The organism is Vagococcus sp. WN89Y, from assembly GCF_052220145.1.
Taxonomy (GTDB): Bacteria; Pseudomonadota; Gammaproteobacteria; order Enterobacterales; family Enterobacteriaceae; genus Kosakonia.
In genome coordinates this window covers 489,882-515,378 of the sequence record NZ_JBQPOM010000028.1, presented here as the reverse complement: position 1 = coordinate 515,378, position 25,497 = coordinate 489,882, and the positions used below count along the sequence as shown (strand labels likewise).

General features: G+C 54.8%; 21 protein-coding genes and 1 pseudogene. 7 read left to right on the top strand and 15 right to left on the bottom strand.

The genetic code is table 11. The features are described from left to right. The first annotated feature begins 50 nt into the window (after nt 1-50). Nucleotides 51-1,454, top strand: a complete 1,404-nt coding sequence (gene fumC / locus ACTU3N_RS10935; RefSeq protein ID WP_443086152.1) for a class II fumarate hydratase — start codon at nt 51-53, stop codon at nt 1,452-1,454. Here the strand turns inward: fumC and tus are convergent. The 3 genes from tus to rstA all read right to left on the bottom strand — a co-directional run bounded on the left by tus (nt 1,451) and on the right by rstA (nt 4,489). Continuing rightward, nucleotides 1,451-2,380 carry a DNA replication terminus site-binding protein gene (gene tus, locus ACTU3N_RS10930; protein WP_443086151.1) on the bottom strand — a complete coding sequence of 310 codons (930 nt, stop codon included), beginning with the start codon at nt 2,378-2,380 and terminating at the stop codon, nt 1,451-1,453. The genes fumC and tus overlap by 4 nt on opposite strands. 78 nt (nt 2,381-2,458) lie before the next feature. Continuing rightward, nucleotides 2,459-3,751, bottom strand: coding sequence for a two-component system sensor histidine kinase RstB (gene rstB / locus ACTU3N_RS10925; protein WP_443086150.1), 1,293 nt, complete (start codon nt 3,749-3,751; stop codon nt 2,459-2,461). Nucleotides 3,752-3,772: 21 nt separating this feature from the next. Beyond that, a complete protein-coding gene (gene rstA, locus ACTU3N_RS10920; RefSeq protein WP_443086149.1) occupies nt 3,773-4,489 on the bottom strand; it encodes a two-component system response regulator RstA in 717 nt (238 codons plus the stop codon). A 128-nt stretch (nt 4,490-4,617) separates the two neighbouring features. Here rstA and ACTU3N_RS10915 point away from each other — a divergent pair, with 128 nt between their 5' ends. Beyond that, entirely contained in the window at nt 4,618-4,953 is a 336-nt protein-coding gene (locus tag ACTU3N_RS10915) for a GlpM family protein (RefSeq protein ID WP_443086148.1), read from the top strand. Here ACTU3N_RS10915 and folM read toward each other — a convergent pair. The 3 genes from folM to ydgH form a co-directional block, all read right to left on the bottom strand. After that, entirely contained in the window at nt 4,950-5,669 is a 720-nt protein-coding gene (gene folM, locus ACTU3N_RS10910) for a dihydromonapterin reductase (RefSeq protein WP_443086147.1), read from the bottom strand. The genes ACTU3N_RS10915 and folM overlap by 4 nt on opposite strands. Nucleotides 5,670-5,707: 38 nt before the next feature. Continuing rightward, complete coding sequence (locus ACTU3N_RS10905; RefSeq protein ID WP_443086146.1) at nt 5,708-7,090, bottom strand: amino acid permease; 1,383 nt, start codon at nt 7,088-7,090, stop codon at nt 5,708-5,710. Between the two features lie 193 nt (nt 7,091-7,283). Then, the gene (gene ydgH / locus ACTU3N_RS10900) at nt 7,284-8,228 is read right to left on the bottom strand and encodes a DUF1471 family protein YdgH (protein ID WP_443086145.1); all 945 of its coding nucleotides are present in this window, start codon (nt 8,226-8,228) and stop codon (nt 7,284-7,286) included. Between the two features lie 519 nt (nt 8,229-8,747). Between ydgH and pntA the strand changes: the two genes are divergently transcribed. The 3 genes from pntA to ACTU3N_RS10885 all read left to right on the top strand — a co-directional run bounded on the left by pntA (nt 8,748) and on the right by ACTU3N_RS10885 (nt 12,882). Further along, complete coding sequence (gene pntA, locus ACTU3N_RS10895; RefSeq protein WP_443086144.1) at nt 8,748-10,280, top strand: Re/Si-specific NAD(P)(+) transhydrogenase subunit alpha; 1,533 nt, start codon at nt 8,748-8,750, stop codon at nt 10,278-10,280. A 10-nt stretch (nt 10,281-10,290) separates the two neighbouring features. Beyond that, nucleotides 10,291-11,679 carry a Re/Si-specific NAD(P)(+) transhydrogenase subunit beta gene (pntB, locus tag ACTU3N_RS10890; protein WP_443086143.1) on the top strand — a complete coding sequence of 463 codons (1,389 nt, stop codon included), beginning with the start codon at nt 10,291-10,293 and terminating at the stop codon, nt 11,677-11,679. A gap of 105 nt (nt 11,680-11,784) precedes the next feature. Then, complete coding sequence (locus ACTU3N_RS10885; protein WP_443086142.1) at nt 11,785-12,882, top strand: mechanosensitive ion channel family protein; 1,098 nt, start codon at nt 11,785-11,787, stop codon at nt 12,880-12,882. Between the two features lie 32 nt (nt 12,883-12,914). Here ACTU3N_RS10885 and ACTU3N_RS10880 read toward each other — a convergent pair whose 3' ends face one another. Then, nucleotides 12,915-13,064: a hypothetical protein gene (locus tag ACTU3N_RS10880; RefSeq protein ID WP_443086184.1), complete on the bottom strand. Its 150-nt coding sequence runs from the start codon at nt 13,062-13,064 to the stop codon at nt 12,915-12,917. On the opposite strand from ACTU3N_RS10880, the pseudogene ACTU3N_RS10875 reads away from it, so the two are divergent. Then, nucleotides 12,991-14,306, top strand: a pseudogene (locus ACTU3N_RS10875) (IS4 family transposase). The gene ACTU3N_RS10880 and the pseudogene ACTU3N_RS10875 sit on opposite strands and share 74 nt — an antisense overlap. A gap of 29 nt (nt 14,307-14,335) precedes the next feature. On the opposite strand, the gene uspE reads toward ACTU3N_RS10875, so the two are convergent. The 3 genes from uspE to ogt all read right to left on the bottom strand — a co-directional run bounded on the left by uspE (nt 14,336) and on the right by ogt (nt 16,907). After that, nucleotides 14,336-15,286 (bottom strand): universal stress protein UspE, encoded by a 951-nt coding sequence (uspE, locus tag ACTU3N_RS10870; RefSeq protein ID WP_443086141.1) that lies wholly within the window; start codon nt 15,284-15,286, stop codon nt 14,336-14,338. A 144-nt stretch (nt 15,287-15,430) separates the two neighbouring features. Then, the gene (fnr, locus tag ACTU3N_RS10865; RefSeq protein ID WP_443086183.1) at nt 15,431-16,183 is read right to left on the bottom strand and encodes a fumarate/nitrate reduction transcriptional regulator Fnr; all 753 of its coding nucleotides are present in this window, start codon (nt 16,181-16,183) and stop codon (nt 15,431-15,433) included. Nucleotides 16,184-16,391: 208 nt separating this feature from the next. Continuing rightward, nucleotides 16,392-16,907 carry a methylated-DNA--[protein]-cysteine S-methyltransferase gene (gene ogt, locus ACTU3N_RS10860; protein ID WP_443086140.1) on the bottom strand — a complete coding sequence of 172 codons (516 nt, stop codon included), beginning with the start codon at nt 16,905-16,907 and terminating at the stop codon, nt 16,392-16,394. 477 nt (nt 16,908-17,384) lie between these two features. Between ogt and smrA the strand changes: the two genes are divergently transcribed. Next, complete coding sequence (smrA, locus tag ACTU3N_RS10855) at nt 17,385-17,948, top strand: DNA endonuclease SmrA (protein ID WP_443086139.1); 564 nt, start codon at nt 17,385-17,387, stop codon at nt 17,946-17,948. A gap of 64 nt (nt 17,949-18,012) precedes the next feature. Here smrA and umuC read toward each other — a convergent pair whose 3' ends face one another. The 5 genes from umuC to ACTU3N_RS10830 all read right to left on the bottom strand — a co-directional run bounded on the left by umuC (nt 18,013) and on the right by ACTU3N_RS10830 (nt 25,439). Then, nucleotides 18,013-19,266 (bottom strand): translesion error-prone DNA polymerase V subunit UmuC, encoded by a 1,254-nt coding sequence (umuC, locus tag ACTU3N_RS10850; RefSeq protein ID WP_443086138.1) that lies wholly within the window; start codon nt 19,264-19,266, stop codon nt 18,013-18,015. 39 nt (nt 19,267-19,305) lie between these two features. Further along, complete coding sequence (locus ACTU3N_RS10845; RefSeq protein WP_443086137.1) at nt 19,306-22,386, bottom strand: efflux RND transporter permease subunit; 3,081 nt, start codon at nt 22,384-22,386, stop codon at nt 19,306-19,308. After that, on the bottom strand, nt 22,383-23,507 hold the full coding sequence (locus tag ACTU3N_RS10840; protein ID WP_443086136.1) for an efflux RND transporter periplasmic adaptor subunit: 1,125 nt from the start codon (nt 23,505-23,507) through the stop codon (nt 22,383-22,385). The genes ACTU3N_RS10845 and ACTU3N_RS10840 overlap by 4 nt, the downstream gene beginning before the upstream one ends. A gap of 67 nt (nt 23,508-23,574) precedes the next feature. Beyond that, entirely contained in the window at nt 23,575-24,747 is a 1,173-nt protein-coding gene (locus ACTU3N_RS10835) for a sensor histidine kinase (protein ID WP_443086135.1), read from the bottom strand. Continuing rightward, entirely contained in the window at nt 24,744-25,439 is a 696-nt protein-coding gene (locus ACTU3N_RS10830; protein ID WP_443086134.1) for a response regulator, read from the bottom strand. The genes ACTU3N_RS10835 and ACTU3N_RS10830 overlap by 4 nt, the downstream gene beginning before the upstream one ends. Between the last annotated feature and the right edge of the window lie 58 nt (nt 25,440-25,497).

Sequence of the window (25,497 nt, the reverse complement as noted above, 5' to 3'; positions counted from 1 at the left end):
TGCAAGTGAGCAGAGCCGGTCTTAAACACTTTGTAACTAAGGAGAAGGTAATGACAACGCATCGCAGTGAGAAAGATTCAATGGGCGCAATCGACGTCCCCGCAGACAAACTCTGGGGGGCGCAAACCCAACGATCGCTTGAGCATTTTCGTATTTCGACAGAAAAAATGCCTGTCTCGCTGATCCACGCGCTGGCGCTGACGAAGCGTGCAGCCGCAAAGGTTAATCAGGATCTTGGGCTGTTGCCTGAAGAGAAAGCGCGCGCCATCATTGCAGCGGCGGATGAGGTGCTGGCCGGGCAACATGCGGGCGAGTTTCCGCTGGCTATCTGGCAAACCGGTTCGGGCACGCAGAGCAACATGAACATGAACGAGGTGCTGGCGAACCGCGCCAGCGAAATCCTCGGCGGCGTGCGCGGCATGGAGCGCAAAATCCACCCCAACGATGACGTCAATAAGAGCCAAAGCTCGAATGATGTGTTCCCGACGGCCATGCATGTTGCCGCCGTTATCGCGCTGCGTGAACACCTTTTGCCGCAGCTCAAGGCACTGAAAAATACCTTAAGCCAAAAATCAGCCGCTTTTGCCGATATCGTCAAAATTGGACGCACCCATTTGCAGGATGCGACGCCGCTGACGCTGGGGCAGGAGATCTCCGGTTGGGTCGCCATGCTTGAGCACAATCTTAAGCATATTGAGCTGAGCTTGTCGCATCTTAGCGAGCTGGCGCTGGGCGGAACGGCGGTGGGCACCGGGCTGAACACCCATCCTGAATATGCCAGGCGTGTCGCCCAGGAGCTGGCAAGCTTTACAAAGCAGCCGTTTATCACCGCGCCGAATAAGTTTGAAGCACTCGCAACCTGTGATGCGCTGGTGCACGCGCACGGTGCGTTGAAAGGGCTGGCGGCATCGCTGATGAAAATCGCCAACGACGTACGCTGGCTGGCGTCCGGCCCGCGCTGCGGCATCGGGGAGATTGCCATTCCGGAGAACGAGCCGGGCAGCTCCATTATGCCAGGGAAAGTGAACCCGACCCAGTGTGAAGCGATGACCATGCTCTGTTGCCAGGTGATGGGTAACGACGTCGCGGTGAATATGGGCGGCGCATCCGGTAACTTTGAGCTGAACGTTTACCGGCCAATGGTTATTCATAACTTTCTGCAATCGGTACGCCTGCTGGCTGACGGGATGGACAGCTTCAATACGCACTGTGCCGTAGGGATTGAACCCAATCGCCAGCGTATCAATCAGCTGCTAAATGAGTCGCTGATGCTGGTGACAGCGCTGAATACCCATATCGGCTACGACAAAGCGGCAGAAATCGCCAAGAAAGCGCACAAAGAGGGGCTGACGCTGAAAGCGGCGGCGCTGGCGCTTGGCTACCTGACGGATGAAGAGTTCAACAATTGGGTGCGCCCGGAATCCATGGTTGGCAGCATGAAACCCGCTTCTTAATCCACTCGCCACAGATGCAGCCGCGGAATAAGCAGTGTCAGCGGCTGCGCCTGCGGCTTATAACGGTGCTGAATATTTTCAGCGTTATAATCCAGCAGCTTGCCAATGTCCGGCACCGCTGCGCCATTTTCTTGTGAAATCAACGCAATAATCGGCGTCGGGCAGGCATATTGCACCTGTTTTTGCGATCCGGAATACCAGACGCGGGCAATCGGCTGCACTTTTACCGGTCGTTTGATTTTCAGCCGTGTATTTTCCGGCAAGGCGGCAACATCGTTGTACTCTTTTTCCAGACGCGACTGCCACTGTTCGCGGGTCCAGGGCGGCACCGCGCGGGGTGATTTCAGGCTTTTCTCAAGCTGTGCCAGCACCTCGTCGCGCGTGAGATTCTTGATGATATGCTTATTGGCCCAGCCAAAACGCAGGGTTGCCGGGGAGTGGAGCACGGTCAGCGTGCGGTAGGCATTCAGCGTGATAAGCCCGGGCAAATGGCGATGGACCCACTCGAAACGAGCAGCAGGCGCAAGCTCCGACTCCACCGTGACCATCTTTTCAAACGCCAGTTTCAGCGCATTAATGGTGGCGATACGGCTTTCCAGCGCCGCGCGGGTGTCCGCATCGGTCTGATAACAGAGCACGCCCGGTAGCCGAACGGCGGCTTTGCTGCTGCGGTTTTCCGACTGCTGCTGAATAAAGAGGTGCGTGTAATGGCGAAGCGCCAGCTCTGCAGCCTGCTTGCCGATATGCTGCTTGACATGAATGGTGGTGAGCGGATCGTGCTCGTTGCCTTTGGTGATGTCCGGCAGGGAAAACACGCGGCCTGCCAGCAAGCGGCACGCGTTAAGCTCCGTTTTCAATGCTGCCAGTTCATGCTCCAGCTTGCGGAAAGTGGTTGTCAGACGTTCTGTCAGGTCTAAAGCCGCCATTACAGGCTCCATTAGTTACAACATACTAAAATTTATAGCACAACACTGCTTCGGTGACCATAGCGCCGTTTGCGTTTTTCAGGGCAGGGAAACTGAATGATAGACAGGCCACTGGAAAGTGAATTGCGCGCCCCCCAACTCACTCTGCCCGCAGTGGACTTCGCCGCCAAAAGCCAGCGCAATAGAACGCACGATTGCCAGCCCCAGCCCACAGCCGCCGGTGGCGCGATCGCGGCTGGGATCAAGGCGCACAAAAGGCTCAAAAATGCGCTCGCGGGCGTCAGGCGCGATGCCCGGCCCGTCATCTTCAACAATCAGTTGCGCCCGTTTTCCGTGACGTTGTAACGTTACCTTCACCGTCTGCTGGCAGTAGCGCACGGCATTATTGAGCAAATTATCCAGAACGCGCTCCATCAGGCGCATATCCAGCGCGCCAAATGTTTCGCCCGCCTTGCCTGTCAGCAGCAGGTTCACGTGTGGATTGATATGGCGCGCATCGTCCATATAACGGCAAAGCCAGGCGGGAAGGTCGGGCGTGGTCAGCTGCAGTTCAGTTTGCGGACGATCGAGGCGCGCGTAGGTCAGCAACTCTTCGATTAACCCTTCCAGTTGCCCGATGTCACGGTTCAGCGCAGCGTGCTCCGCTTCGCTCAGGTTTTCACTCATCTCCAGCCGGTAACGCAGCCTGACCAGCGGGGTGCGCAGCTCGTGGGCGATACCGTCAATCAGCTGTTTTTTGCTGGCGATCAGCGCATTAATATTGTCCGCCATCTGGTTAAAGGCGATACCGAGGCGCTCAAAGCTGGAGGCGCTGTCAAAATGGATACGCTCCTGCAGGTGACCCTCGCCAAAGCGTTGTGCGGCTGACTCCAGGCGTAACATCTCCTGCCAGTGAGGCCGCATCCAGATAAACACCGGCACGGCAAGTGAGAACGCGATCAGCACCATCAGCGCCATATCCAGCAGGCGCATTTCGTGCATAAAAAAGAGGTAGGGAACCGGGCCGACCGCCAGCACATAATGGCTGCGGGGGATACGCTGGATAAAAGTGTACTCCTCATCCAGCGCCACGATATCGCCCTTGCGCAACCGTTCCCCGGCGGGAGGCGGCAGGGTGAATTTGCTCAGCGGTTCAATTCGCAGATCGAAGGAAAGATTGAGATCCAGCTCTTTCAGCGTTTTACCCCACTGGTGCGGGGGGATTTCATGCAGTTCACTGCGCATAAGATAGAGCGAACTTTTCATCAGATCGTCAAGCGACTGGCGACCCGCGCGCTCGGCGGTGAATTTATACACCAGGCCGACCAGCATCGTCATCACCAGGAAACAGACAAACAGCAGCAGGTAAAACTGAACAAACAGTTTTTTCATTACGCCCTCAACATTCGCCTGTCAGTTTTCCCACGCATGCGGAGCAAACAGGTAGCCTTTATTACGTACTGTTTTGATGCGGTAAGGTTCACTTGCGCTATCGTGCAGTTTTTTGCGCAGGCGGGAAATCGCTACGTCCACACTGCGATCCAGCCCATCATAGGTGACGCCGCGCAGATTTTTTAACAGCGCGTCGCGATCCCGGATTTGCCCGGCGTGGGTTGCCAGTTCCCAAAGCAGCTCAAAATCGGCCGTTGAAAGCGCCACTTCTTCCCCGGCGAGCAGCACCTGACGATTCACCGGATCAATAGTCAATGTGCCAAAGCGCAACGTTTTATGCTGAATAATCGTTGGGGAAGCAGGCTCAGCCGCCGCGGCGGGACGCTGGCGTAAGTGCAGGCGCAGGCGGGCGAGCAGCACAGCAGGCGGTGTGGTTTTAAGAATATAATCATTTGCCCCCATCTCCAGCGCCAGAATATGGTTCATATCACTGTCGAGCGAGGTGAGGAGCACGATTGGCCCGCTCCATTGCTGGCGCAGGTCGCGGCAGAGTGTCATGCCGTCTTTGCCCGGTAGCATTATATCGAGCAGCACCAGCTCAGGGTTCTCCTGAGCAATCAGCGCTTCGGCCTTATCGCCGCGCGGCTCAACAATAACATCCATATCGTGTTTGCCCAGGTAAGCGGCTATCAGTGCGCCTACCTCCGGGTCATCTTCTACAAATACGATTTTGCTCATAGGCCATCGCGAACGTTTAAAAACGTCAACATACACCGCCTTTTCAGGCGCTGCCATTAATCTTTTCTAAACAAGATGTGTTCCGCTATGCTGTAGTGCCTTGTTGTATAAGAAATAAAGGAAAAAGAATGGGATTGGTTATTAAAGCAGCGATCGGTGCGCTGGTGGTGGTGCTCATTGGGCTACTGGCGAAAACGAAGAATTACTACATCGCCGGGCTGATCCCGCTGTTTCCAACCTTTGCGTTGATTGCGCATTATATCGTTGCCACCGAGCGCGGCATCGAAGCACTGCGCACCACCATTGTGTTCGGCATGTGGGCAATTATTCCCTATTTTATCTATTTGCTCTCTTTATGGAATTTCACCGGCGTGATGCGGGTCTGGCCGGCGCTGGGCTGCGCGGTGCTTTGCTGGTGCCTCAGCGCCTGGCTGCTTATCTTTTTCTGGAGCCGCTGGCACTAACGCAGCGGGCGGCCTCCGTCGACGGCAAAACTGCGCCCGGTAACATAACAGCTGGTCAGCAGGTAATCGACCAGATCGATTATCTCTTTTTCACCCGGCGCAATTTTCATCAGGGATTTATTCAGCGCCGCTTTGCGGTATTCGGCATCGTCGTGTTCATTAAACAGGATCATCGCCGGAGCGATAGCGTTCACTTTAACCTCAGGCGCCAGCTTTTTAGCAAACGATCGCGTCATGTTATCCAGCGCTGCTTTGCTGGCGGCATAGGCGATATGTTTGTCGCTCCCGCGCTCCACCACATAATCCGTAAAGTGAATAATATCACTGGCGGCATGACCAAATCCGCGCAGTAAGCGCTCGAAGGCATGGTTTAGCAGATAGGGCGCGTGAACATGAACCTGGAGCATGGTGTTCAGCGTTTCGGCGAGCGGGGCAGAGCCGACCTCGCTGTCCCAGCAACTGGCGTTATGGATAACCGCACGCAGCCCGTCGCAGCGGGATACCACCTCGTCAGCAAAGGCAAAGATACCTTCGTCGCTGGAAAAATCCGCCTGTATGCAGGTGGCGCCCGCCTCCTGTAGCACTTCAATGGCAGGGTAGTACGAACGGTAGCTCACGATAACCGGCTGATGCAGGTTGAGAAAATGGTGGGCAAGGGCGAGGCCGATACGGCGGCCTCCACCGGTAATTAAGACTGGGCGTGGCGTGTGACCCATCGTTATCTCCTTATTTCTCAAACGATGGGGCGCACATTTCACCCCACCAGTATCCAGGTTGCCGGTACAGCGGCTATCAGCAGCAGCCCAATAAGCGCTTTCTCATGACGATGTAACCTGACCGTCTCATCATGCGTACGGCGGGCGTACATAAACACCAGCAGGCCGGGAGCATAGAGCACAACCGAGAGCAGCAGGTGCATGGGGCCGGACGCATACAGTAACCATAGGCCATAAAGACTTGCGCCAACCGCCACGGCCTTATGCAGGGGCCGACGGGCTATCTTTAAAAGATAGGCTCCCACCAGCAAATAGGGTACCAGAATCATCTCCGATGCGATGGTCAGCAGCGTATTGTAATCAGAACCTGTGAGCCAGATCAGCACCAGGCAGATCTGCACACTGATATTGGTTAACCACAGCGAAGCGGCGGGCGCGTTCTTTTTGTTTTGATGCGCGAAAATGCGCGGAAAGGCTTTATGCCCCGCAGCCAGCAGCGGAACTTCCGCCGCCATTATCGTCCAGCTGAGATACGCGCCGCACACCGAAACAATCAACCCGGCAGCGATGACCACTTCACCCCAGCGGCCCATTAACATCACCATCAGGCCCGCCATCGAAGGGTTACGCATCTGCGCCAGCTCCGGGCGAACGATCACCCCAAGCGACAAAAGCGTGACCAGCAGGTAAACGGCCAGCGCACAGAGCACCGCCAGCAGGGTCGCGCGGCCCACGTCATGTTTGTTGCGCGCGCGGGCGGAGACGACAACTGCGCCCTCAACCCCTATAAACACCCACAGCGTGATAAGCATGGTGTTTTTGACCTGCTCCCAGACGGGAACGCCGAGTGCAACGCCGCTAAAATCAAAGGTGAATTTGTCGAGATTAAACGCAATGGCGGCCAGCACGATAAACAGGCCCAGCGGAACCAGTTTTGCAAGCGTAGCCGCAAGGTTAATGCTTGCCGCCGTTTGTACGCCGCGCAGGATCAGCGCATGCACGACCCACAGCAGCACCGAAGCGCCAACGATAGACTGCCAGGTATTACCATCGCCAAAAAGACGCAGCTGCGGCGTATCGGTAAAAAAGCTCAGGGCAGAAAAAACGATAACCAGGTACGAGACATTCGCAATGACTGCGCATAGCCAGTACCCCCAGGCAGAACAAAACCCTACCAGTTCGCCAAAACCTTCACGCGCGTAGGTAAAAATACCGCCGTCCAGATCCGGGCGAATGCGCGTCAAAATCAGCATCGCAAAGGCGAGCAGCACAATACCCACGCCAGTGATAGCCCAGCCGATAAGTAAAGCAGCGGGACTGGCGACTTCGGCCATATTTTGCGGCAGGCTGAACACCCCTGCGCCGAGCATTGAGCTTAAAACCAGGGCAGTTAAAGCGCTAAGGCCAAGTTTCTTTTCCATCTCTATCCTGTCAAGAACGTCAACAATCCAGAATAATTATTTTGCCGCAGCGCATAAAAATGGTGGATCTCACTAAGGCGCGGGATTTTACGAAGAGTCGCCGGACCATGCAATGAGGTCATGAGAATTTTTTGAGAAATCAGAAAAGCGGCGAAAAAAAAGGCGGCCGTAGCCGCCTGAGTCATACGCTCACTTACTTGTAAAGGTCGGCGCTGATGGTCATGTTGCCACCGCGTTCAGACCACTGGCGGGTAATGTGATAATACTTCGCGCCTTTTTTCGCCGCGCGTTTGGCAACCTGATAGGAGATTTCCGTCATATTGCCGTAGTTACCGGTGAATTTAACACTATCAAACGGCACCATTTGTGCAGCCGTGACTTTATTCACTTCTTCGATTTTAGTGCCGTCAGGTAACGTGACACTGTAACGACCACCGGACGTGGATTGGGTTTCAAAGAAGCGGCCAATACCCAGCCCCGGTGTGGCGTCGCTGGCAACGCCCGGCAGCTCGACTTTCTTCGCCTCTTCGCCACCTTTAGCCAGCGCAGCGCGGCCTGCGTCCGAATCACGCGGGATAGCATCGGCGCTCTGAATCACGCGTTTTTTCGCATCTTTTTTATAGATAAAAGCGGTGATCATCTGGTTGCCGCCCTGGTTGGCATCCACCTGACGCACGATATAGAACGCGTCCGCACCTTTCGCTTTTGCCGCTTTGGTGATGGCATCGTTCACTTCCGGCTGCGAGCGGTAGAAACCCTGCACGGTCACGGTGTCGTAAGGTTCTAATTCGATAGCTTTATCTTTCGGCAGTTCAGTGACGCCGTTGATAACCCTAAAAGCGGCTCGTTCAGCTTTCGGGGCATCTTCTTTATACAGATCGGCGGTGACGCGCTGGTTACCGCTGTTGCCGAAATCAAAAGAGTCGACAACGTAGAATGCTGCTGCACCTTCTTTATCTGCGCGGTCAGAAACAGCCTTCACCACATCGCCGATTGCGTTAAAGCGACCGGTAATCACAATGCGATCGTAAGGTTTTACCGCCGCCGCTTGCTCCGGTGTTAGCTCTGTTGCTGCGTTGGCTGACAGCGCAGTTGCAGACAGGAGTGCTGACGCCAGGAGGGTGTACTTAAGCTTCATAAAAATAATCCTTCGCCTTGCGCAAACCATAAACTGGTGTTGTTGTTGATAAAACGTGGGTGATTATTGCATTTAAACAGAGCGACTGTCTGCGTCATTTTTCACTGACTGTGCGCTGGGAAGATGAATAACGATAACCTTTGGTGATATGTTGAAAAAACAGAGGCTTGATTGGCAAAACGCAAAATAGCGCTAACTTTGTAAGTTAATACATTGTTAAAAAGCGGATCTTGCGTGGAGAATAATCATGTTTTGCCGCTCCGCCTGAGCGTAATATCGGCCTGTGATGGCGATTTAAAGTTAAATTAGCCTGTCTGCTGCGGCAAATGCTTAGTTTTCACAGATAACCGCACAATTTCTCTTTTCAGACGGTGGATCGCAGGCGTTATTTTCAGTAGGTTATAGAAAGTTTGTTACTCTTTTATTTTCCGGGCCGCATTTCGTTTCTGTCGTGCAGATGCAAGGCTGTCCCGGTGACGACTGACAAACCATCATACAAAACCGATGGAAGGGAAAACTATGCGTATTGGTGTACCTAAAGAGCGGTTGGCCAATGAAACCCGCGTAGCCGCCACGCCGAAAACGGTCGGGCAGCTGCTGAAACTGGGTTTTACCGTCGCAATCGAAAGCGGCGCAGGCAAACTGGCCAGCTTTGAAGACGAGGCTTTCACCGCGGCTGGCGCGACCGTTGTCGACGGCGAGGATGTCTGGCATTCGGACGTTATCCTGAAGGTCAACGCGCCGCAAGACGATGAAATTGCGCTGCTCAACCCCGGCTGTACGTTAATCAGCTTTATCTGGCCGGCACAAAATCCGGCGTTGATGGAAAAACTCGCGGCGCGCAATATCACCGTTATGGCGATGGACTCGGTGCCGCGTATTTCGCGCGCCCAGTCGCTGGATGCGCTCAGCTCAATGGCCAATATCGCAGGCTATCGCGCGATCGTTGAAGCCGCGCATGAGTTCGGTCGTTTCTTCACCGGGCAGATAACCGCCGCCGGTAAGGTGCCGCCAGCCAAAGTAATGGTGATCGGCGCGGGCGTTGCAGGTCTTGCTGCCATCGGCGCCGCTAACAGCCTTGGCGCTATCGTGCGTGCATTTGATACGCGTCCTGAAGTCAAAGAGCAGGTGCAAAGCATGGGCGCTGAGTTCCTTGAGCTGGATTTCGAAGAAGACGCGGGCAGCGGCGATGGTTACGCGAAAGTGATGTCAGAAGCTTTTATTAAAGCTGAGATGGCACTGTTTGCCGCCCAGGCAAAAGAGGTGGACATTATCGTCACCACCGCGCTTATTCCGGGCAAACCGGCACCAAAACTTATCACCCGCGAGATGGTGGATTCGATGAATCCGGGCAGCGTGATTGTGGATCTGGCGGCGCAAAACGGCGGCAACTGTGAATACACCGTCCCGGGTGAAATCAGTACTACCGCTAACGGCGTAAAAATTATCGGTTATACAGACCTTGCAGCGCGGCTGCCGACTCAGGCATCCCAGCTGTATGGCACGAACCTGGTTAATTTGCTGAAACTGCTCTGCACGGAAAAAGATGGCAACGTAGTGGTGGATTTTGACGACGTTGTTGTGCGTGGCGTGACGGTGGTGCGCGAAGGCGAAGTGACCTGGCCTGCGCCGCCTATTCAGGTTTCAGCACAGCCGCAGGCCGCACCCAAAGCGGCACCCGAGGCACCTGTCGTTGAAACGCCTCCTGCCTCGCCGTGGCGTAAATATGCATTGATGGCGCTGGCGATTGTGCTGTTTGGCTGGCTGGCGGATGTCGCGCCGAAAGAGTTCCTCGGTCATTTCACCGTTTTCGCGCTCTCCTGCGTGGTGGGTTACTACGTGGTGTGGAACGTTTCACACGCGCTGCATACACCTTTGATGTCTGTCACCAACGCGATTTCCGGCATTATTGTCGTGGGGGCGTTGTTGCAGATTGGCCAGGGCGGCTGGGTCAGCTTTTTCAGCTTTATTGCGGTACTGATTGCCAGCATCAATATTTTCGGTGGTTTCACCGTCACTCAGCGCATGCTGAAAATGTTCCGGAAGAACTAAGGGGTAACACATGTCTGGAGGTTTAGTTACTGCTGCATACATTGTTGCCGCGATCCTGTTTATTTTCAGCCTGGCCGGGCTTTCGAAGCACGAAACGTCCCAGCAGGGGAACAATTTCGGTATTGCCGGGATGGCTATCGCGCTGATAGCGACCATCTTTGGCCCTGATACCGGCAACGTTGCCTGGATTCTGGTGGCGATGATCATCGGCGGGGCGATTGGTATGCGCCTGGCGAAACGCGTCGAAATGACCGAAATGCCGGAGCTGGTGGCAATTCTGCACAGCTTTGTCGGCCTGGCGGCGGTGCTGGTGGGCTTTAACAGCTACCTGTACCACGATGCGGGCATCGAACCGGTGCTGGTGAACATTCATCTGACGGAAGTGTTCCTCGGGATCTTTATCGGGGCGGTGACATTCACCGGTTCTATCGTTGCTTTTGGTAAGCTGCGCGGCAAAATCTCGTCAAAACCGCTGATGCTGCCCAATCGCCACAAAATGAACCTTGCGGCGCTGGGGGTCTCCTTCCTGCTGCTGGTGCTGTTTGTGCGTACCGAAAGCGTTGGCTTGCAGGTACTGGCGCTGCTGGTGATGACCCTGATTGCGCTGGCGTTTGGCTGGCACCTGGTGGCCTCTATCGGCGGGGCGGATATGCCGGTGGTGGTGTCGATGCTGAACTCCTATTCCGGCTGGGCGGCAGCGGCGGCGGGCTTTATGCTCAGCAACGACCTGCTTATCGTCACCGGCGCGCTGGTGGGTTCTTCCGGTGCGATCCTTTCGTATATCATGTGTAAAGCGATGAACCGTTCGTTTATTAGCGTGATTGCCGGGGGGTTTGGTACCGATGGGTCCTCATCGGGGAGCGATGAAGAAGTGGGCGAGCACCGCGAAATCACCGCCGAAGAGACGGCTGAGATGCTGAAAAACTCGCACTCGGTAATCATCACCCCTGGTTATGGTATGGCCGTGGCGCAGGCGCAGTATCCGGTGGCGGAAATCACCGAAAAATTGCGCGCGCGTGGCGTGAAGGTGCGCTTTGGCATTCACCCTGTGGCCGGGCGTTTGCCGGGGCATATGAACGTTCTGCTGGCAGAAGCGAAGGTGCCGTATGATATCGTGCTGGAAATGGACGAAATCAACGATGATTTTGCAGATACCGACACGGTACTGGTGATTGGCGCGAACGATACGGTAAACCCGGCTGCGCAGGACGATCCAAAAAGTCCGATTGCCGGTATGCCGGTGCTTGAAGTGTGGAAAGCACAGAACGTTGTTGTATTTAAGCGCTCAATGAATACCGGCTACGCCGGGGTGCAGAATCCGCTGTTCTTCAAAGAAAATACGCACATGCTGTTTGGCGATGCCAAAGCCAGCGTTGATGCGATCCTCAAAGCGTTGTAAACCACAACGCTTGCAGATACCGCTCTTCGGGGCGGTATTTTTTTGCCTGCAACGCTTTGATTTTAGCGTCTATACTTTTTCTTGATGTTTTTAAACGGAGGAGTAATGACGTTTTTTTCGCGATTCGATTTTTTATCTTTACTGATGCAACCTGCATTCTGGATAGGATTCGCCACCGTTGTGGTGATCACGCTGGTTGTCTACTGGCTTTTTAAGCATTTGCTCAATATGTTACTGAAAGGCGCAAAAGGCTGGGGGCAGAAACATGGCAACCAGGGAGCATTGCAGCATATTCTGGTGGATATGCTAAACCGGACCAGTAAATTTCTGCTCTTTATCGCGGCGCTATTATTCAGTCTCCGTTTTGTTGATTTACCTGACAGGTTATTTGCGACGCTCGGCCACGGCTGGTTTTTAGTCCTGACGATTCAAATAGCGATATGGCTGGACCAGGGCGTTGTTTCCTGGATGCGCCATTTGATGCATACCCCTGGCGGCAGCCGCAACCCGGTCACGATGGTGATTGCCGGGCTGCTGTTACGCATGCTGCTCTGGACCATCATGCTGTTGTCCATTCTGGCTAATGCTGGCGTGAATATTACCGCGCTGGTCGCAAGCCTGGGCGTCGGCGGTATCGCGATTGCGCTGGCGGTGCAAACGATACTCAGCGATGTGTTCGCCTCGCTCTCTATCGGTTTTGATAAGCCGTTTGAAATCGGGGATTTTGTGGTGTTTAACGATGTTGCGGGGACGATTGAGCATATTGGTCTGAAAACCACGCGCATCCGCAGTCTCAGCGGCGAGCAGATCGTCTGCGGGAACGCGATCCTTTTGCAGCAAACCTTGCATAATTACAAACGGATGCAAACGCGACGTATCGTCTTCACATTTGGTCTGGCGTTGAATACGCCGCCGGAAAAATTACGCAAAGTCGGGCAGATGGTTGGCGACATTATCACTGGCGTTGGCGAAACCAAATTCGACCGCGCGCATTTCCTGGGTTTTGGCAGCGATCGCCTGAATTTTGAAGTCGTGCATATTGTGAACACGGCGGATTACAACAAATATATGGATATCCAGCAGGAAATTAATATCCGCATCATGGAAGGGCTGGCGGAGCAGGATATCAATCTGGCGATGCCGGTCACTGTGCTTAAAGGTGGGCTGGCGTTTGAACGTAGCGCACAACGCGCAAGCGCATAAAAGAAACCCGCCGGAGGGCTAACACCGATCGGTTAAGCAAAATGATCGGTTGAACGATCCGGCGGGTAGCCGACAATAGCCTCATCAATTTTCTGATGGGGCTTTTTTATGCTTTCAACCTGGCTTGATGATACCCAGACCTGGGCCGAACCCGCTTCACTTTCCTGTTTCCAGAAGGCCATTCCTCTTGAATGGATTTCTCAGGTCCTTGAATCAACAAATAAAGCCAGTATCCGCAAGCGCAAGTTCCCCGCAGAGCTCGTCGTCTGGCTGATTGTCGGGATGGGACTGTACCGCGACCGCCCCATCACGGACGTTGTGACAAAACTTGACCTCGTCCTGAGTTCGCAGGAAGGGACACGCTTGCAGCCAGCTCCATCGCCCAGGTCCGTCAGAGGCTCAGCGATGAACCTCTCCGGGAGCTGTTTTCCCTGACGGCCAGCCACTGGATTCAGCAGGAAGATAAAGACGATCTCTGGCACGGCTTACAGCTTTTTGCCGTTGATGGAACGCTTTTTCGCACGCCCGATATGCCCGAACTTGCAGACCATTTTGAGTACATAAAGCATCGTCCGGACAGACACACTGAGTACCCGATGGTCAGGCTGTGCGCCATGATGTCACTGCGCAGCCGGTTGATCCATGACGTGAAATTCGGTCCGGCAAATACCGGCGAAGTCAGTTACGCGAAGCAGTTATCGCCGCAGGCGAAAAGCCTGACCCTGTTTGACCGCTGCTACTTATCAGCAGAGTTACTGATTAACTGGCAACGCAGACAGCATGATGCGCACTGGCTGGTTCCGCTGAAGGGAAACACGAAATATCGGGTAGTGGAAACCTACGGCGAAGGAGACCATCTTGTGGAAATGCAGGTCTCACCGCAGGCCCGAAAACAGGACAGCTCTCTGCCTGAATACTGGCGGGCCCGACTAATAGAATGTGAGGATGAATCAGGCGATTACAAAGGTTTTATCAGTTCTCTGACCGGGCCGGAGCAGTATCCGGCAGACTCGCTGCGTTATGTGTATCAGGAGCGGTGGAGCACAGAAAACGGCTACGGAGAGCTGAAGCAGTTCCAGTTGAGCACTGCCACGCTGTTACGCAGCCAGAAAGTGAGCGGTATTTACCAGGAAATAGGGGGTCTGTTGACGGCCTGTAATCTGATCAGGATGGAGATGAGTCAGATAGCGCGGGAAGCGAAGGTAGCCCCACTGCGAATAAGCTTCGTGATGGCGATGAGGCTGATCCAGGATGAACTTATCTGGTGCTCACTGGGTAAACCGGGGACGATCCCGACGAAGCTGAAGAAAATGCGGGAGAATGTGAAGCAATTTATCCTGCCGGAAAAGAGAAAACGGCCCAAAAAGAGGACCGTTCGAATATCAAAAACCCGGTATCCCGTTCACTCAAAACATCTTAAGTGAATGGTGTTAGCCGGAGGGCGGGTTTCTGCTTAATCGTCTTCCTCGTCATCAAGCTCGACAGGGGACTGAAAATCATCCGGCTTGATAACCAACAAGTCGCATCGTAAATGATCGATAACCTGCTCGGCGGTATTGCCCAGGAACGCGGCCGAAAGGCCGGTGCGACCGATAGTGCCGAGCACCACCACGCCCGCCTGCAAATGTTCAGCCAAATCCGGGATAACCTCTTCAGGTAACCCTTTTTCAACGTGAGTATGTTTTTCATCAATGGAAAATTTCTGCCGCAACGCTTTCATCGCCAGTAAATGCTGACCGCGGATCGCGTCGTTATACACGCTGGGATCGAATTCCGGCAGTTCGATAGCGATATTAATGGGCGTCACGGGATAGGCTCCCACCAGATGCACATCAGTATGGTTGACTTGCTCGGCCAGTTGCAGCGTCTCTTTCACCAGCTTTTCGTTCAGCGAGTTATGGTAAATCTCTTCACTGGCGAGATTCACCGCAACGATGGCTTTACCGCCTTCCGGCCACGGCTGATCTTTTACCATCCATACCGGGCAGGGGCATTTACGCAGCAAATGCCAGTCGGTTGGCGTAAATATTACCGACTCGAGTTTGTCGTGCTGATGGGCCATTTTCAACAGCAGATCGTGACCACCGGAAATAATTTCCTGAATAATGGCTTCGAAAGGGCGATTATGCCACACCACTTTAATATCAATTGGTACGCCAGCCTCGACGTAATATTTTGCCTGCTCGCGGATCCACGCGGTGCGCTGGCTAATAACGCCCTGGCGCATAGCGGTACGTTCGTCAGGAGACAGAAGGGTGGTCATTTCATATGAGAAATCATAGATGGGTAAAAAGGCTTTTATCCGGCCACCGATTCGTTGATGCAAATATACAGCACGCCGTAACGCTGGTTGATCGTCCTGATTCGGGTCGATAGCGACCAGCATATTTTGATACTTAGCCATACAGGGTCTCCTTACATCTGTCACCACAGTCTGTAATTAAAAGATAACCTATAAGAACGCAATGAAACAGGGAAAACCCTTTGCCGGATCAACAATTCAGAAAAAAGAGGATGTCCGGCAAAAGGTTATAAGGCAGGAAAAAAATCAGGCTATGTTGCGCGAATGACCGGCGAGCTGCCCCAGCATATCGCTGTTCTCGATGGTGATGTATTTACCTTTCACCGCCAGCATTCCGCTTTTCTGAAAACGGCCCAGCAGGCGGCTAATAGTTTCAACCGTCAGGCCAAGATAATTACCAATATCACCACGGGTCATGGTCAGGCGAAACTCGCGCGGAGAGAAACCACGCTGCGCAAAACGGCGGGAAAGATTATAGATAAATGCCGCCAGACGCTCTTCCGCATTTTTCTTCGACAGCAACAGGATCATATCCTGGTCGCCTTTGATTTCGCCGCTCATCAAACGCATCATCTGCTGGCGCAGGTTCGGCATTTTACCGGACAGATCGTCGAGCGTTTCGAACGGGATCTCGCAAACCATGGATGTTTCCAGCGCCTGGGCAAAACTGGGGTGGTGACCGGTGCCGATAGCATCGAAACCGACTAAATCGCCCGCCAGATGAAAGCCGGTGATTTGTTCATCGCCCTGCTCGGTAATGGTGTAGCTTTTAATCGTACCGGAGCGGATAGCGTAAAGTGATTTCAGTTCATCCCCAGCCTTAAACAGCGTCTGACCTTTCTGGATGGGCTTTTTACGCTCAATGATATTATCAAGCTGATCCAGCTCGTGTTCATTAAGGGTAAAAGGGATGCAAAGCTGACTGATGCTGCAATCCTGGCAATGGATTGCACAACCGCCAGACTGTATGCGTCGTATAATTCGCTTTTCCGGGATCATAAGTCTGCTCAAGCCGTAATTGATATTGGTCAATTTTACCATCTTTTTGCTGAGCACGTAAGCCTGGTAAAACGTCAATCCATGATTATCAAAACGACTAAGAAAAAACGCAGGGGCTGGGCGGGTATCATCTCGTTGAAATTCCTTCATTTCATCAGCGGACGTGATACGAAATACCTTGAAATGAATGGTAATTTAGCGGTTTTTCCTACAATAAAAAGTAGCCTTCATGCCGCAGCAACCACTCTTTACGGTGTACACCGCCCGCATAACCCGTCAGCGTGCCGTTATGGCCAATCACGCGATGGCAGGGAACAACGATACTGACCGGGTTTGCGCCGTTAGCCGCACCGACGGCTCGTGCAGCACCGGCACGCCCAAGCCGTTGCGCCAGTTGCCCGTAGTGCATCACCTGACCGCAGGCGATTGAGCGTAGCGCTTGCCACACTTCGCGCTGAAATGGCGTACCGCCGGTCGCGGTCGGCAGGGTATCGATAACGGCCAGGTCGCCGTCAAAATAATCCTGCAGCTTTTGGCTGAGTCCACCGGGGTTATGTGCCGCGACGCGCTGATAGCCTTCCTTACGGTAATGAATATTGAGCAACTGTTCCATACGGTCGCTGTGCTCTTCCCATTCGACCGCGCGCAAATGCAATGCTTCATCGCACAGAACCCATAACGGGCCAAGCGGGGTAGAGATTTTATCTTCAAGCAACGTCAGCATAGGGAATCCTTTCAGTAACAGGCTGCGCTAATTTATCACGCTGTAAAAGCGGGAGCTATACCCCAAAAGGGCATGCGCTGAGTGAGAAATTTAATCTTCAAATGTCGGTGATATTTAATAGATGATATATTTTCACAAATATTTAAAAAAATAGGGTCTGCCGACATCCGCCAGACCCTACAGTACACACAGCAATGCATCCTTTCGATTATTTGATAGAATTATTCCTTGCGCGGTTAATATAGTTATAGTGTTTTGCAGTAATATTTCAAATTCAATTTGGTGATTGATTTCACAATCATTTAACGCAAATCTCATATATTAATGCGGGTAAAGTTTAAGTTAAGTGTCATTAAAAACATTGCCATATTTAATGCATGATATGCTGTTGTGCAACTAATAAATCGGTCGAAGAGATTGTGGGAGCAGGGTACCCCGGCTATAGTATTTGCTCAGCAGTAGCCGGAGGACTGTCCCATGAACCCTGACGACAAATCTCTTTTTCTTGACGCCATGGAGGATGTCCAGCCCCTGAAGCGCAACACGGATGTGCTCTGGCAGCCGGGTCGCCAGGCCCGCGAGACGCAACGCGTTGATGCTTTGCAGCTGGATAATTTTTTAACCACCGGTTTTCTCGACATCATCCCGCTTGATACGCCGCTGGAATTTAAACGCGAAGGCCTGCAAAACGGCGTTATTGATAAACTACGCGCAGGCAAATATACCCAACAGGCCAGTTTAAATTTGCTGCGCCAGCCGGTGGAGCAGTGCCGCCAGATGCTGTTTCGCTTTATGCATGACGTCAGGCAATCAGGGTTACGTAATGTCCTGATTATCCACGGGAAGGGGCGAGAAGACACCTCTCACGCTAATATTGTGCGCAGCTACCTGGCGCGCTGGTTAGGCGAGTTCGATGATGTGCAGGCGTTTTGCACGGCGTTGCCGCACCACGGCGGTAGCGGGGCCTGTTATGTCGCGCTACGTAAATCTGCTCAGGCGAAGCAGGATAACTGGGAGCGCCACGCCAAACGCAGCCGCTAACCTGACTCAAGCCTGTCCACTCGCAAGCGCCAGCTGCCAGCGTAGCGATAGCAAGCCGCACGGGTCAGTGTACCGGCGGGACATCGTTCAGGCGCGTGGTCCAGGCCGGAGAGAGCATCTCGCGTTTCATCGCCCAGGCCGGGGTGATGCCCTGGCCGGCAAACCACAGCGTATTGCCGGTTTTATTTATTGTGTCGATCGCCTGCATTAAAGCATCGCTATTTGCGCGCGGTGAATAATCATCAAATAAATTAAGCTGGGCGACGCCCTGGCTAAAAAAATCGCCCAGTATGACGCCTGCTTTTTGATAACGCGGCCCTTGCTTCCAGATAATATCCAGGCAATGAGTGGCCGCGTGGATAATATCGCGGGTATCGTGGGTCGGTGTCAGTAAATAGAGTCCGGCACTGTTACTGTAATAAGGTTCCTGCGGATCGTGCGGGCTGCTCTTAATAAAGGTGCCGACATATCGGCAATATTGGTGCCCGGCCCGCAGTTTTTCTGCCGCTCTGGCTGCCCAGTGGCAGACACCTTCGCGTACCGAAGGGTAATCACTGATACGTTTGCCAAAAGAGCGGGAGCTGATTATCTCCTGCTTATCCGGCGCAAATTCATTAAACGCCAGGCAGGGCTCACCGCGTAATTCACGCACCGTGCGCTCCAGCACCACGCTAAAATTTTTACGAATAAACCACAGGTCGCATTGCGCCAGTTTCAGCACGGTGTCGATACCCATCGCGCAAAGCCTTTTACCCAGCCTGCGGCCAATTCCCCACACCTCATCGACCGGCAGGGCGGCCATCAGCTTGTGCTGCTGCGCCTGGCATGATAAATCCACCACGCCGCGACTTTGCACCGGCCACTTTTTGGCGGCGAAATTAGCCAGCTTGGCCAGGGTTTTGGTTGGCGCAATCCCCACGCCAACGGTGAGCATCGTTCGCTGGTAAACCGCCTTGCGCAGCTGGTGACCAAAGGCTTTCAGCGGCGTAATACCGTGAAGATCGACAAACGCTTCATCGATGCTATAAATATCCACGCGCGGGCATAGCTCCTCCAGCACGCTCATTACCCGGTGGCTCATATCGCCATACAACGCATAGTTGCTGCTAAACACCGCCACGCCACAACGCGCTATCGTCTCTTTTTGCTTAAACCATGGCTCAGCCATGGAGATACCCAGCGCTTTGGCTTCTGGCGAGCGTGAGATAACACAACCGTCATTGTTTGACAGCACTACTACCGGTTTACCGGTTAAATCGGGACGCCAGACGGTCTCACAGCTGGTGTAGAACGAGTTCACATCAACGAGTGCATACATTTTTTGCACCTCTCTATACTGTATATATAGACAGTATTATTAATGATTTTTTTCATGATGCAAGCTTTGCATACGCAGTGCGCGTATTTTTTCTTCTGCCTGGAGTACCAGGCTCAGGGAAACCGGCAGGACGGTGAGCGTCACCAGCGTGGCGGCCAGCAACCCACCGATGATGACAAAGGCCATTGGTGCCCAGAAAACCTGACCGGCAATCGGTAACATGCCAAGAATGGCCGCTGAAGCCGTGAGCATAATCGGCCTTGCCCGGTGCTCTGCTGCACGCATAATGGCGGTGTCGGTGCCCAGCCCGTCGCGCACGCTGTGGCCGACCTCGCTAATCAGGATCACGGCGTTGCGCATTATCATTCCGGCTACGGCAATGATGCCGAGAATAGCGGCAAACCCCATCGGTGTGCCGGTTGGCAGCATCAGCAGCACCACGCCCGGCAGGCAAAAAGGGGCCATAAACAGCGCCAGCAATACCAGCAAAACGCGTTGTAACTGGATAATCAGCAGCGTCAGGGTGATGGCAAACGCGAAAGGCAGCACGGCAAATACGGAGCGATTACCTTTTGCCGATTCCGCCACCGTGCCGCCTTCTTCTATGGTGTAGCCTGCGGGCAGCGCGCTCCGTAACGCGTCAACCGTCTGGACGAGCGCGTTGGATACCGTTTCTGCCTGCAAACCCGGCGCGATATCAGCCTGTACGGTGACCAGCGGCAGGCGCTGGCGTCGCCAGATCAGCGGGTCCTCAATGCCCCACTGGGGTGTGGCAATTTCGCTCAGAGGGATTTTGCGGTTATCGCCTGTAGTGAGGATAAGCGACGAAAAACTCTGCAGATCCTGGCGCTCCTCATCCTTCGCGCGCAGCGTGACATCCACTAAGCGGTTACCGTCGCGAATAGCCGTCGCGGTCGTCCCGGTCCATAGCGTATTGAGTTCGCTGGCGAGGCTTGCAGAGGAGATGCCCACCGCCCGCGCCGCGGTCTGATTGACCTTCAGGGTTATCAACCGTTCCGGTTCACCGGCGGTCATATTGACTTCGCGGGTATCCGGCTCGCGCGCAATGCGCGTGCTGAGTTCGCGGGCGTAGCGCTGAACGTGGGCGTAATCCGGCCCGCTGACGCGGTATTTCACCGGCCAGCCTACCGGCGGGCCAAGCTCCAGCGCAGAGACTCTGGCGACAATATCGCTAAACTGGCGGGAAAGCAGGGCGCTGAGCTGGTGCGCCAGGCGATCGCGCGCGGCTAAATCTTTCGCCACAATCACCAGTTGCGCAATGTTTTCGTTTTCCAGCGCGACGTCCATCGGCAGATAAAAGCGGATCGCACCGCTGCCAACCCAGGAGGTGAAATGTGCAATGTCGGGGTTATCCCGCAATATTGCCTCCAGCCTGCGGGTCTGGCGTTCCGTCTCTTGTCGGGAGGCATTGCCCGGTAGCGTCAGGTTAAGCAGCAGTTCCGGGCGATCGGACGGCGGGAAGAAACCGCCCTGCAAAAGTTGGGTAGCCGCACCGGATAACAGCAGAAGCAGCAGGGCGGTGGTCACCGTTGCTCCACGATGGCGCAGCAGCGTCTCCAGCACCCGGCGATAGCCCCGGCGCAGCCTGGAGGGCGGTTTCCCCTGTTTTTGTACATCGCCGGGTAAGATCCACACGCCCGTCAGCGGCGAGAAGAAAATAGCCACCAGCCAGGAGCAGCTCAGGGCTATCAGCACCACGGCAAAAAGGGTGAAGCAATACTCCCCGGCGCTGGAGGCGGCAAACCCCACGGGAATAAATCCGGCAATCATTACCAGCGTACCGGTCAGCATCGGGAACGCCGTCGAGCGCAGAGCATAAATCGCCGCATCCTGCTTGCTGTCGCCCGCTTCGAGCCGCGTCACCATCGCTTCTATCGTTATCATCGCATCGTCGACCAGCAAGCCAAGGGCAATGATAAGCGCGCCCAGCGAGATACGCTGCAGGCCAATATCGCACGCCAGCATCATGCTAAATGTCATGGCCAGCACCAGCGGAATCGCCGCCGCCACGACCAGCCCGGCGCGCAGTCCAAGTGAGACGAATGAGACCGCCAGTACAATAAGCACCGCCTCTGCCAGCACGCGAACAAAATCTTTCACCGCAAGCCTGACCACCTCCGACTGATCCGCAACGCGGATCATTTCAATGCCGTGCGGTAATGTCTGGCGAATATGTTCCATCCTTGCTTTCAGCGCCTGGCCGAATTCAAGCATATTCCCCGTGGCGGCCATTGAGATAGCCAGACCCATTGCCGGTTGCCCGTTCACGCGAAACAGCGGCGCGGGCGGCTCTTTATCTTCCAGACTGACGGAGGCGATATCGCGCAGCGGGATATAATTGCCGTCAATATGCAGGATGATATTTTGCAGGCTCTCAAGCGAGGTAAACGCGCCGGTGACGCGCAGGGCGATATTTTCCTGCGCGGTACGTACCGTGCCCGCAGGCGTGATGGCGTTCTGCGCCTCAAGCGCGTCGGTAATTTGCGCAAGCGTGATCCCCATACCGGCCATTTTGCGCGCAGAGAAGGCAATCACCACTTGTTCATCCTGCTCACCCAGCAGGCGAATTTTTCCGATGTCCGGTAGCGACATCAACTCGCGGCGCAGTAACTCCACACGGTCGCGTAACTCGCGGGCGCTAAACCCATCGCGGGTGAAGGCGTAAATCGTGCCAAACGTGTCATCAAATTCATCATCCACTTGCGGGCCAATGACGCCCTGGGGCAGCGTCGGGCCGATATCCTGCATCTTTTTACGTGCCTGATACCAGATGTCCTTTACCTGAGCCGGGGGCGTATCATCACGCAGATTAATGAAGATCACCGTGCGGCCGCTGCGGGTCTCGCTTTCAACAAAATCCAGCCACGGGATCGCCTGCAATTTTTTCTCCAGCGGATCGGTGACAAAATTTACCGTGTCGTGTAGCGTTGCGCCGGGCCACTGGGCCGAGATAACGGCGGTCTTGATGGTGAACTCCGGGTCTTCATTACGCGACAACAGCTGATAGCTTTGTACTCCGGTCGCCATAATCAGCAGAATAAAAAACACCACGCACTGCGGGTGCGCAAAAACCCAGGACGAAAAGTTAACACCTTTCATTCGCTCGCCTCTCCCGCCGGGACTTTTTCACCGGCGCGCAGCTTTATGACCCCGGCTGTCACCACCTTATTACCCGGCGCAAGGCCCCGGCTAACAAATATGTGTGTGGGCGAAAAACTGCTCAGTACGACCGGAGCCAGCGCAAGCTGCTGGCGCTGCTCATCAATAATAAATACGGCGGGGAGCGAGCCTGAACGGGTCAGCGCCGAGGCGGGCAAGGCGATGACCGGCGGCCCGGCGTCGCCCAGCGCAGCCTGCACGCTGACGCCGGGTGCCATAGCGGAAGGCGGCGATTGAAGCGTCAGCCGTACGCGCCAGGTCCGGGTTTTACTGTCGGCCTGGGGGCTGATATCGCGAAAAAGAGCAGAGGATTGCACTGCAGGCGATGCCAGCAATGACACCCTAAACCGCTTTGCGGGCGGGTTATGTAACTCATCTGGCGAGGCAATATCAAATACCGCGTCGCGCGCATCGCCTGCCGCCAGCGTGGCGACATTTTGCCCGGCGCTGAGCACCTGGCCGACGGACGCGCTGACGGTGGTAATGATACCGTCAGCCGGGGAAATGAGCTGTGACCAGTCAACATTTTCTTTGGCAATGCGCAGGCTGGCCTCGGCGCTTTTACGTTTTGCGGCGGCGGCTTGCCACTCAGCTTGCGCTTTGTCCAGTTCGGCAATGGCTATCGCGCCGGAGGGCATCAGCTGCTTCATGCGGCGTAGATTTGCCGCACTGACGCGCTCTTCGGCGCGCGCGCTGTCAAGCGATGCGCTGGCAGCCAGTAACTCATTATCGGTGGTCTTGCTTTCAAGGCTTGCCAGCACCTGCCCGGCCTTAACCCTGGCGCCAACGTCCACCGCACGCGTAATAAGACGACCGCCAACACGAAAGCCCAGCGCCACTTCGTCGTGGGCGTGGATCTCCCCGACGCGTTGCTGCGCATCCTGTGATGATGGCGGCGGCACCACCATAAATTTAACGGGGCGGGGCGGCGGAGCCTGTTCCTGATATTGCCCGCCGCAGCCGTGCAAAAGCATGGCGACCAGCAGCCCAAACGAGGAGGCTGCGAGTAACAGCAGCCAGGGTTTATGTTTTTTTAGCCTGGAGGTTAATGTGCTTGTCATAATGGTGATTCCTTACCGTAATGACATCAGTTAACGCAGGCTTTATGCAGATTCCTTGTAGATTGTATCAAGGGTTTGTTAAGGGCAGGCGCACCGTGATAGCCAGGCCCTGCGTTGCTATGCATGCGGCGCTAATTTCTCCCTGGTGAGCGGTGCAGATGGCGCGGGCGATAGACAGCCCCAGACCGCTGCCCCCAAAGTGGCGGGCGCGGGAGGTATCGGCGCGGGTAAAGCGCTCAAACATGGTCTCCAGAAACGCCGCAGAGACGCCGGGGCCGAAGTCGCGAAAAATAATCTCCACCGCACGAGCCTGCGGTGTGACGGTTATCAGCAGTTTTTTACCTTCGTGGGCATAGGAGAGGGCATTTTCGATAATAATGGCGGCAAGTTGGCCGATTCTGCCGGCATCGGCGGTTATCATGCAACAACTCCCGGCAAGCGTAATGTCAACCCCAGCCTGTTGTGCCCGCGATCGCAGCCAGCTCACTCTCTCCTGCAACAGCGCGGTGATATCAAAGCGGCTTTTATCGAGCGGCAGGTGGTTTGCATCCGCCAGGGATAACAGTTGCAGATCATCCGCCAGCCGGTTAAGCAGTTGCAGCTGCTTCATGATCATTGCCAGCTGCTGTGCATCGGCGGCAAAGATGCCATCCATAATGCCCTGTAAACGCCCCATCGCCGCGGTTAACGGCGAGCGGATTTCGTGCGCCATCGCCACATGCGAGGCGCGCAACTCCCGGTCATAACGGGCCAGTTGCGTGGTCATGTGGTTAAAGTCATGCACTAAATCCATCAGCTCGGCGGGCGCATTTTTTAACGGCTGCGCCTGAGCGGTAAAATTGCCGCTGGCAACATCGTGTGCGGCAGCGGTTAAGCGACTGAACTGCACGGCGAGGGGGTGAACGGTTTTCAGTCCCCAGAATATCAGGCACGGGATCAGGACGATTATCAGCACGCCAATGGTCATCCAGTCGCCAGAGGCGATATTCGGGTCGGCGTACTGCACGCCCCACCAGCGATCGACAATCTGATGAAAGCGCGTCGGATCCTGTGGCGGATTGGCCTTTATCAGCGCGTATTCCTCGCGAATGGCAGGCGGCATCTGTTGTTTGAGCCACACGGCCTGCAAGGCATAACGTAGCCAGATGGAAGCAACAAACATAAACACGGTAACGATGGAAAAGACCGAGAGGCGGATAAATATCCAGCGCCATAAGGAGTGATGAGCGGCTGTTTTCATGGCTGCCTGAACCTGTAGCCCACGCCGCGCACGTTCAGCAGCACGTCGGTTATGCCTGCCGCTTCAAGCTTTTTGCGCAGATTAGAAATATGGGTATCGACCACACGCTCCAGCGCATCGCTTTCCGGCAGACACTGTTCCAGTAGCCAGAGCCGGGAATGGGCGCGAAGCGGAGCGCGCATCAGGAGCGTGAGCAGGGAAAATTCTGTCGGCGTCAGCTCAAGGAGATGGGGCTTTGCGCCATCACGGGAAACCACGGCGGTGAACGCATCGGTGTCCACTTCCAGCCCCTGCCAGCGCAGGCGCTCCTCGCTCACGGACGGCATATGGTAGCGGCGCAGTACGGCCTGCACCCGCACCACGACTTCGCGCGGGTCGTAAGGTTTGACAATGTAATCATCCGCACCGTAGCGCAGGGCGCCGATTTTATCAGGCAGCCCGCCCATCGCGGTTATCATAATAACCGGCGTCTGCCCGTCGCGACGCAGGGCGGCCAGCACTTCCGTGCCGTTCATCGACGGTAACATGACATCCAGCAAAATAATGTCCGGCTTCCACTGGCGGGCTATCTCCAGCCCGGCGCGCCCATCGCCGGAGATAGCAATCGCGTAGTTTTCTCGTTGTAGATAAGCCTCAAGTACGCCTGCTGCATCGGCATCATCTTCTATTATCAACACCCGTCGTCTGCTCATAACGTGCTTTCCTGCAAAAATCCGGGGAAAACCACATCATACAGGGGGAATAAGACGG

What these genes read in the sequence shown, in the direction of transcription:
- fumC (WP_443086152.1), top strand. Translation starts at nt 51, where the DNA reads ATGACAACGCATCGCAGTGAGAAAGATTCAATGGGCGCAATCGACGTC.
- tus (WP_443086151.1), bottom strand. Translation starts at nt 2,380, where the DNA reads ATGGCGGCTTTAGACCTGACAGAACGTCTGACAACCACTTTCCGCAAG.
- rstB (WP_443086150.1), bottom strand. Translation starts at nt 3,751, where the DNA reads ATGAAAAAACTGTTTGTTCAGTTTTACCTGCTGCTGTTTGTCTGTTTC.
- rstA (WP_443086149.1), bottom strand. Translation starts at nt 4,489, where the DNA reads ATGAGCAAAATCGTATTTGTAGAAGATGACCCGGAGGTAGGCGCACTG.
- ACTU3N_RS10915 (WP_443086148.1), top strand. Translation starts at nt 4,618, where the DNA reads ATGGGATTGGTTATTAAAGCAGCGATCGGTGCGCTGGTGGTGGTGCTC.
- folM (WP_443086147.1), bottom strand. Translation starts at nt 5,669, where the DNA reads ATGGGTCACACGCCACGCCCAGTCTTAATTACCGGTGGAGGCCGCCGT.
- ACTU3N_RS10905 (WP_443086146.1), bottom strand. Translation starts at nt 7,090, where the DNA reads ATGGAAAAGAAACTTGGCCTTAGCGCTTTAACTGCCCTGGTTTTAAGC.
- ydgH (WP_443086145.1), bottom strand. Translation starts at nt 8,228, where the DNA reads ATGAAGCTTAAGTACACCCTCCTGGCGTCAGCACTCCTGTCTGCAACT.
- pntA (WP_443086144.1), top strand. Translation starts at nt 8,748, where the DNA reads ATGCGTATTGGTGTACCTAAAGAGCGGTTGGCCAATGAAACCCGCGTA.
- pntB (WP_443086143.1), top strand. Translation starts at nt 10,291, where the DNA reads ATGTCTGGAGGTTTAGTTACTGCTGCATACATTGTTGCCGCGATCCTG.
- ACTU3N_RS10885 (WP_443086142.1), top strand. Translation starts at nt 11,785, where the DNA reads ATGACGTTTTTTTCGCGATTCGATTTTTTATCTTTACTGATGCAACCT.
- ACTU3N_RS10880 (WP_443086184.1), bottom strand. Translation starts at nt 13,064, where the DNA reads ATGGCCTTCTGGAAACAGGAAAGTGAAGCGGGTTCGGCCCAGGTCTGG.
- uspE (WP_443086141.1), bottom strand. Translation starts at nt 15,286, where the DNA reads ATGGCTAAGTATCAAAATATGCTGGTCGCTATCGACCCGAATCAGGAC.
- fnr (WP_443086183.1), bottom strand. Translation starts at nt 16,183, where the DNA reads ATGATCCCGGAAAAGCGAATTATACGACGCATACAGTCTGGCGGTTGT.
- ogt (WP_443086140.1), bottom strand. Translation starts at nt 16,907, where the DNA reads ATGCTGACGTTGCTTGAAGATAAAATCTCTACCCCGCTTGGCCCGTTA.
- smrA (WP_443086139.1), top strand. Translation starts at nt 17,385, where the DNA reads ATGAACCCTGACGACAAATCTCTTTTTCTTGACGCCATGGAGGATGTC.
- umuC (WP_443086138.1), bottom strand. Translation starts at nt 19,266, where the DNA reads ATGTATGCACTCGTTGATGTGAACTCGTTCTACACCAGCTGTGAGACC.
- ACTU3N_RS10845 (WP_443086137.1), bottom strand. Translation starts at nt 22,386, where the DNA reads ATGAAAGGTGTTAACTTTTCGTCCTGGGTTTTTGCGCACCCGCAGTGC.
- ACTU3N_RS10840 (WP_443086136.1), bottom strand. Translation starts at nt 23,507, where the DNA reads ATGACAAGCACATTAACCTCCAGGCTAAAAAAACATAAACCCTGGCTG.
- ACTU3N_RS10835 (WP_443086135.1), bottom strand. Translation starts at nt 24,747, where the DNA reads ATGAAAACAGCCGCTCATCACTCCTTATGGCGCTGGATATTTATCCGC.
- ACTU3N_RS10830 (WP_443086134.1), bottom strand. Translation starts at nt 25,439, where the DNA reads ATGAGCAGACGACGGGTGTTGATAATAGAAGATGATGCCGATGCAGCA.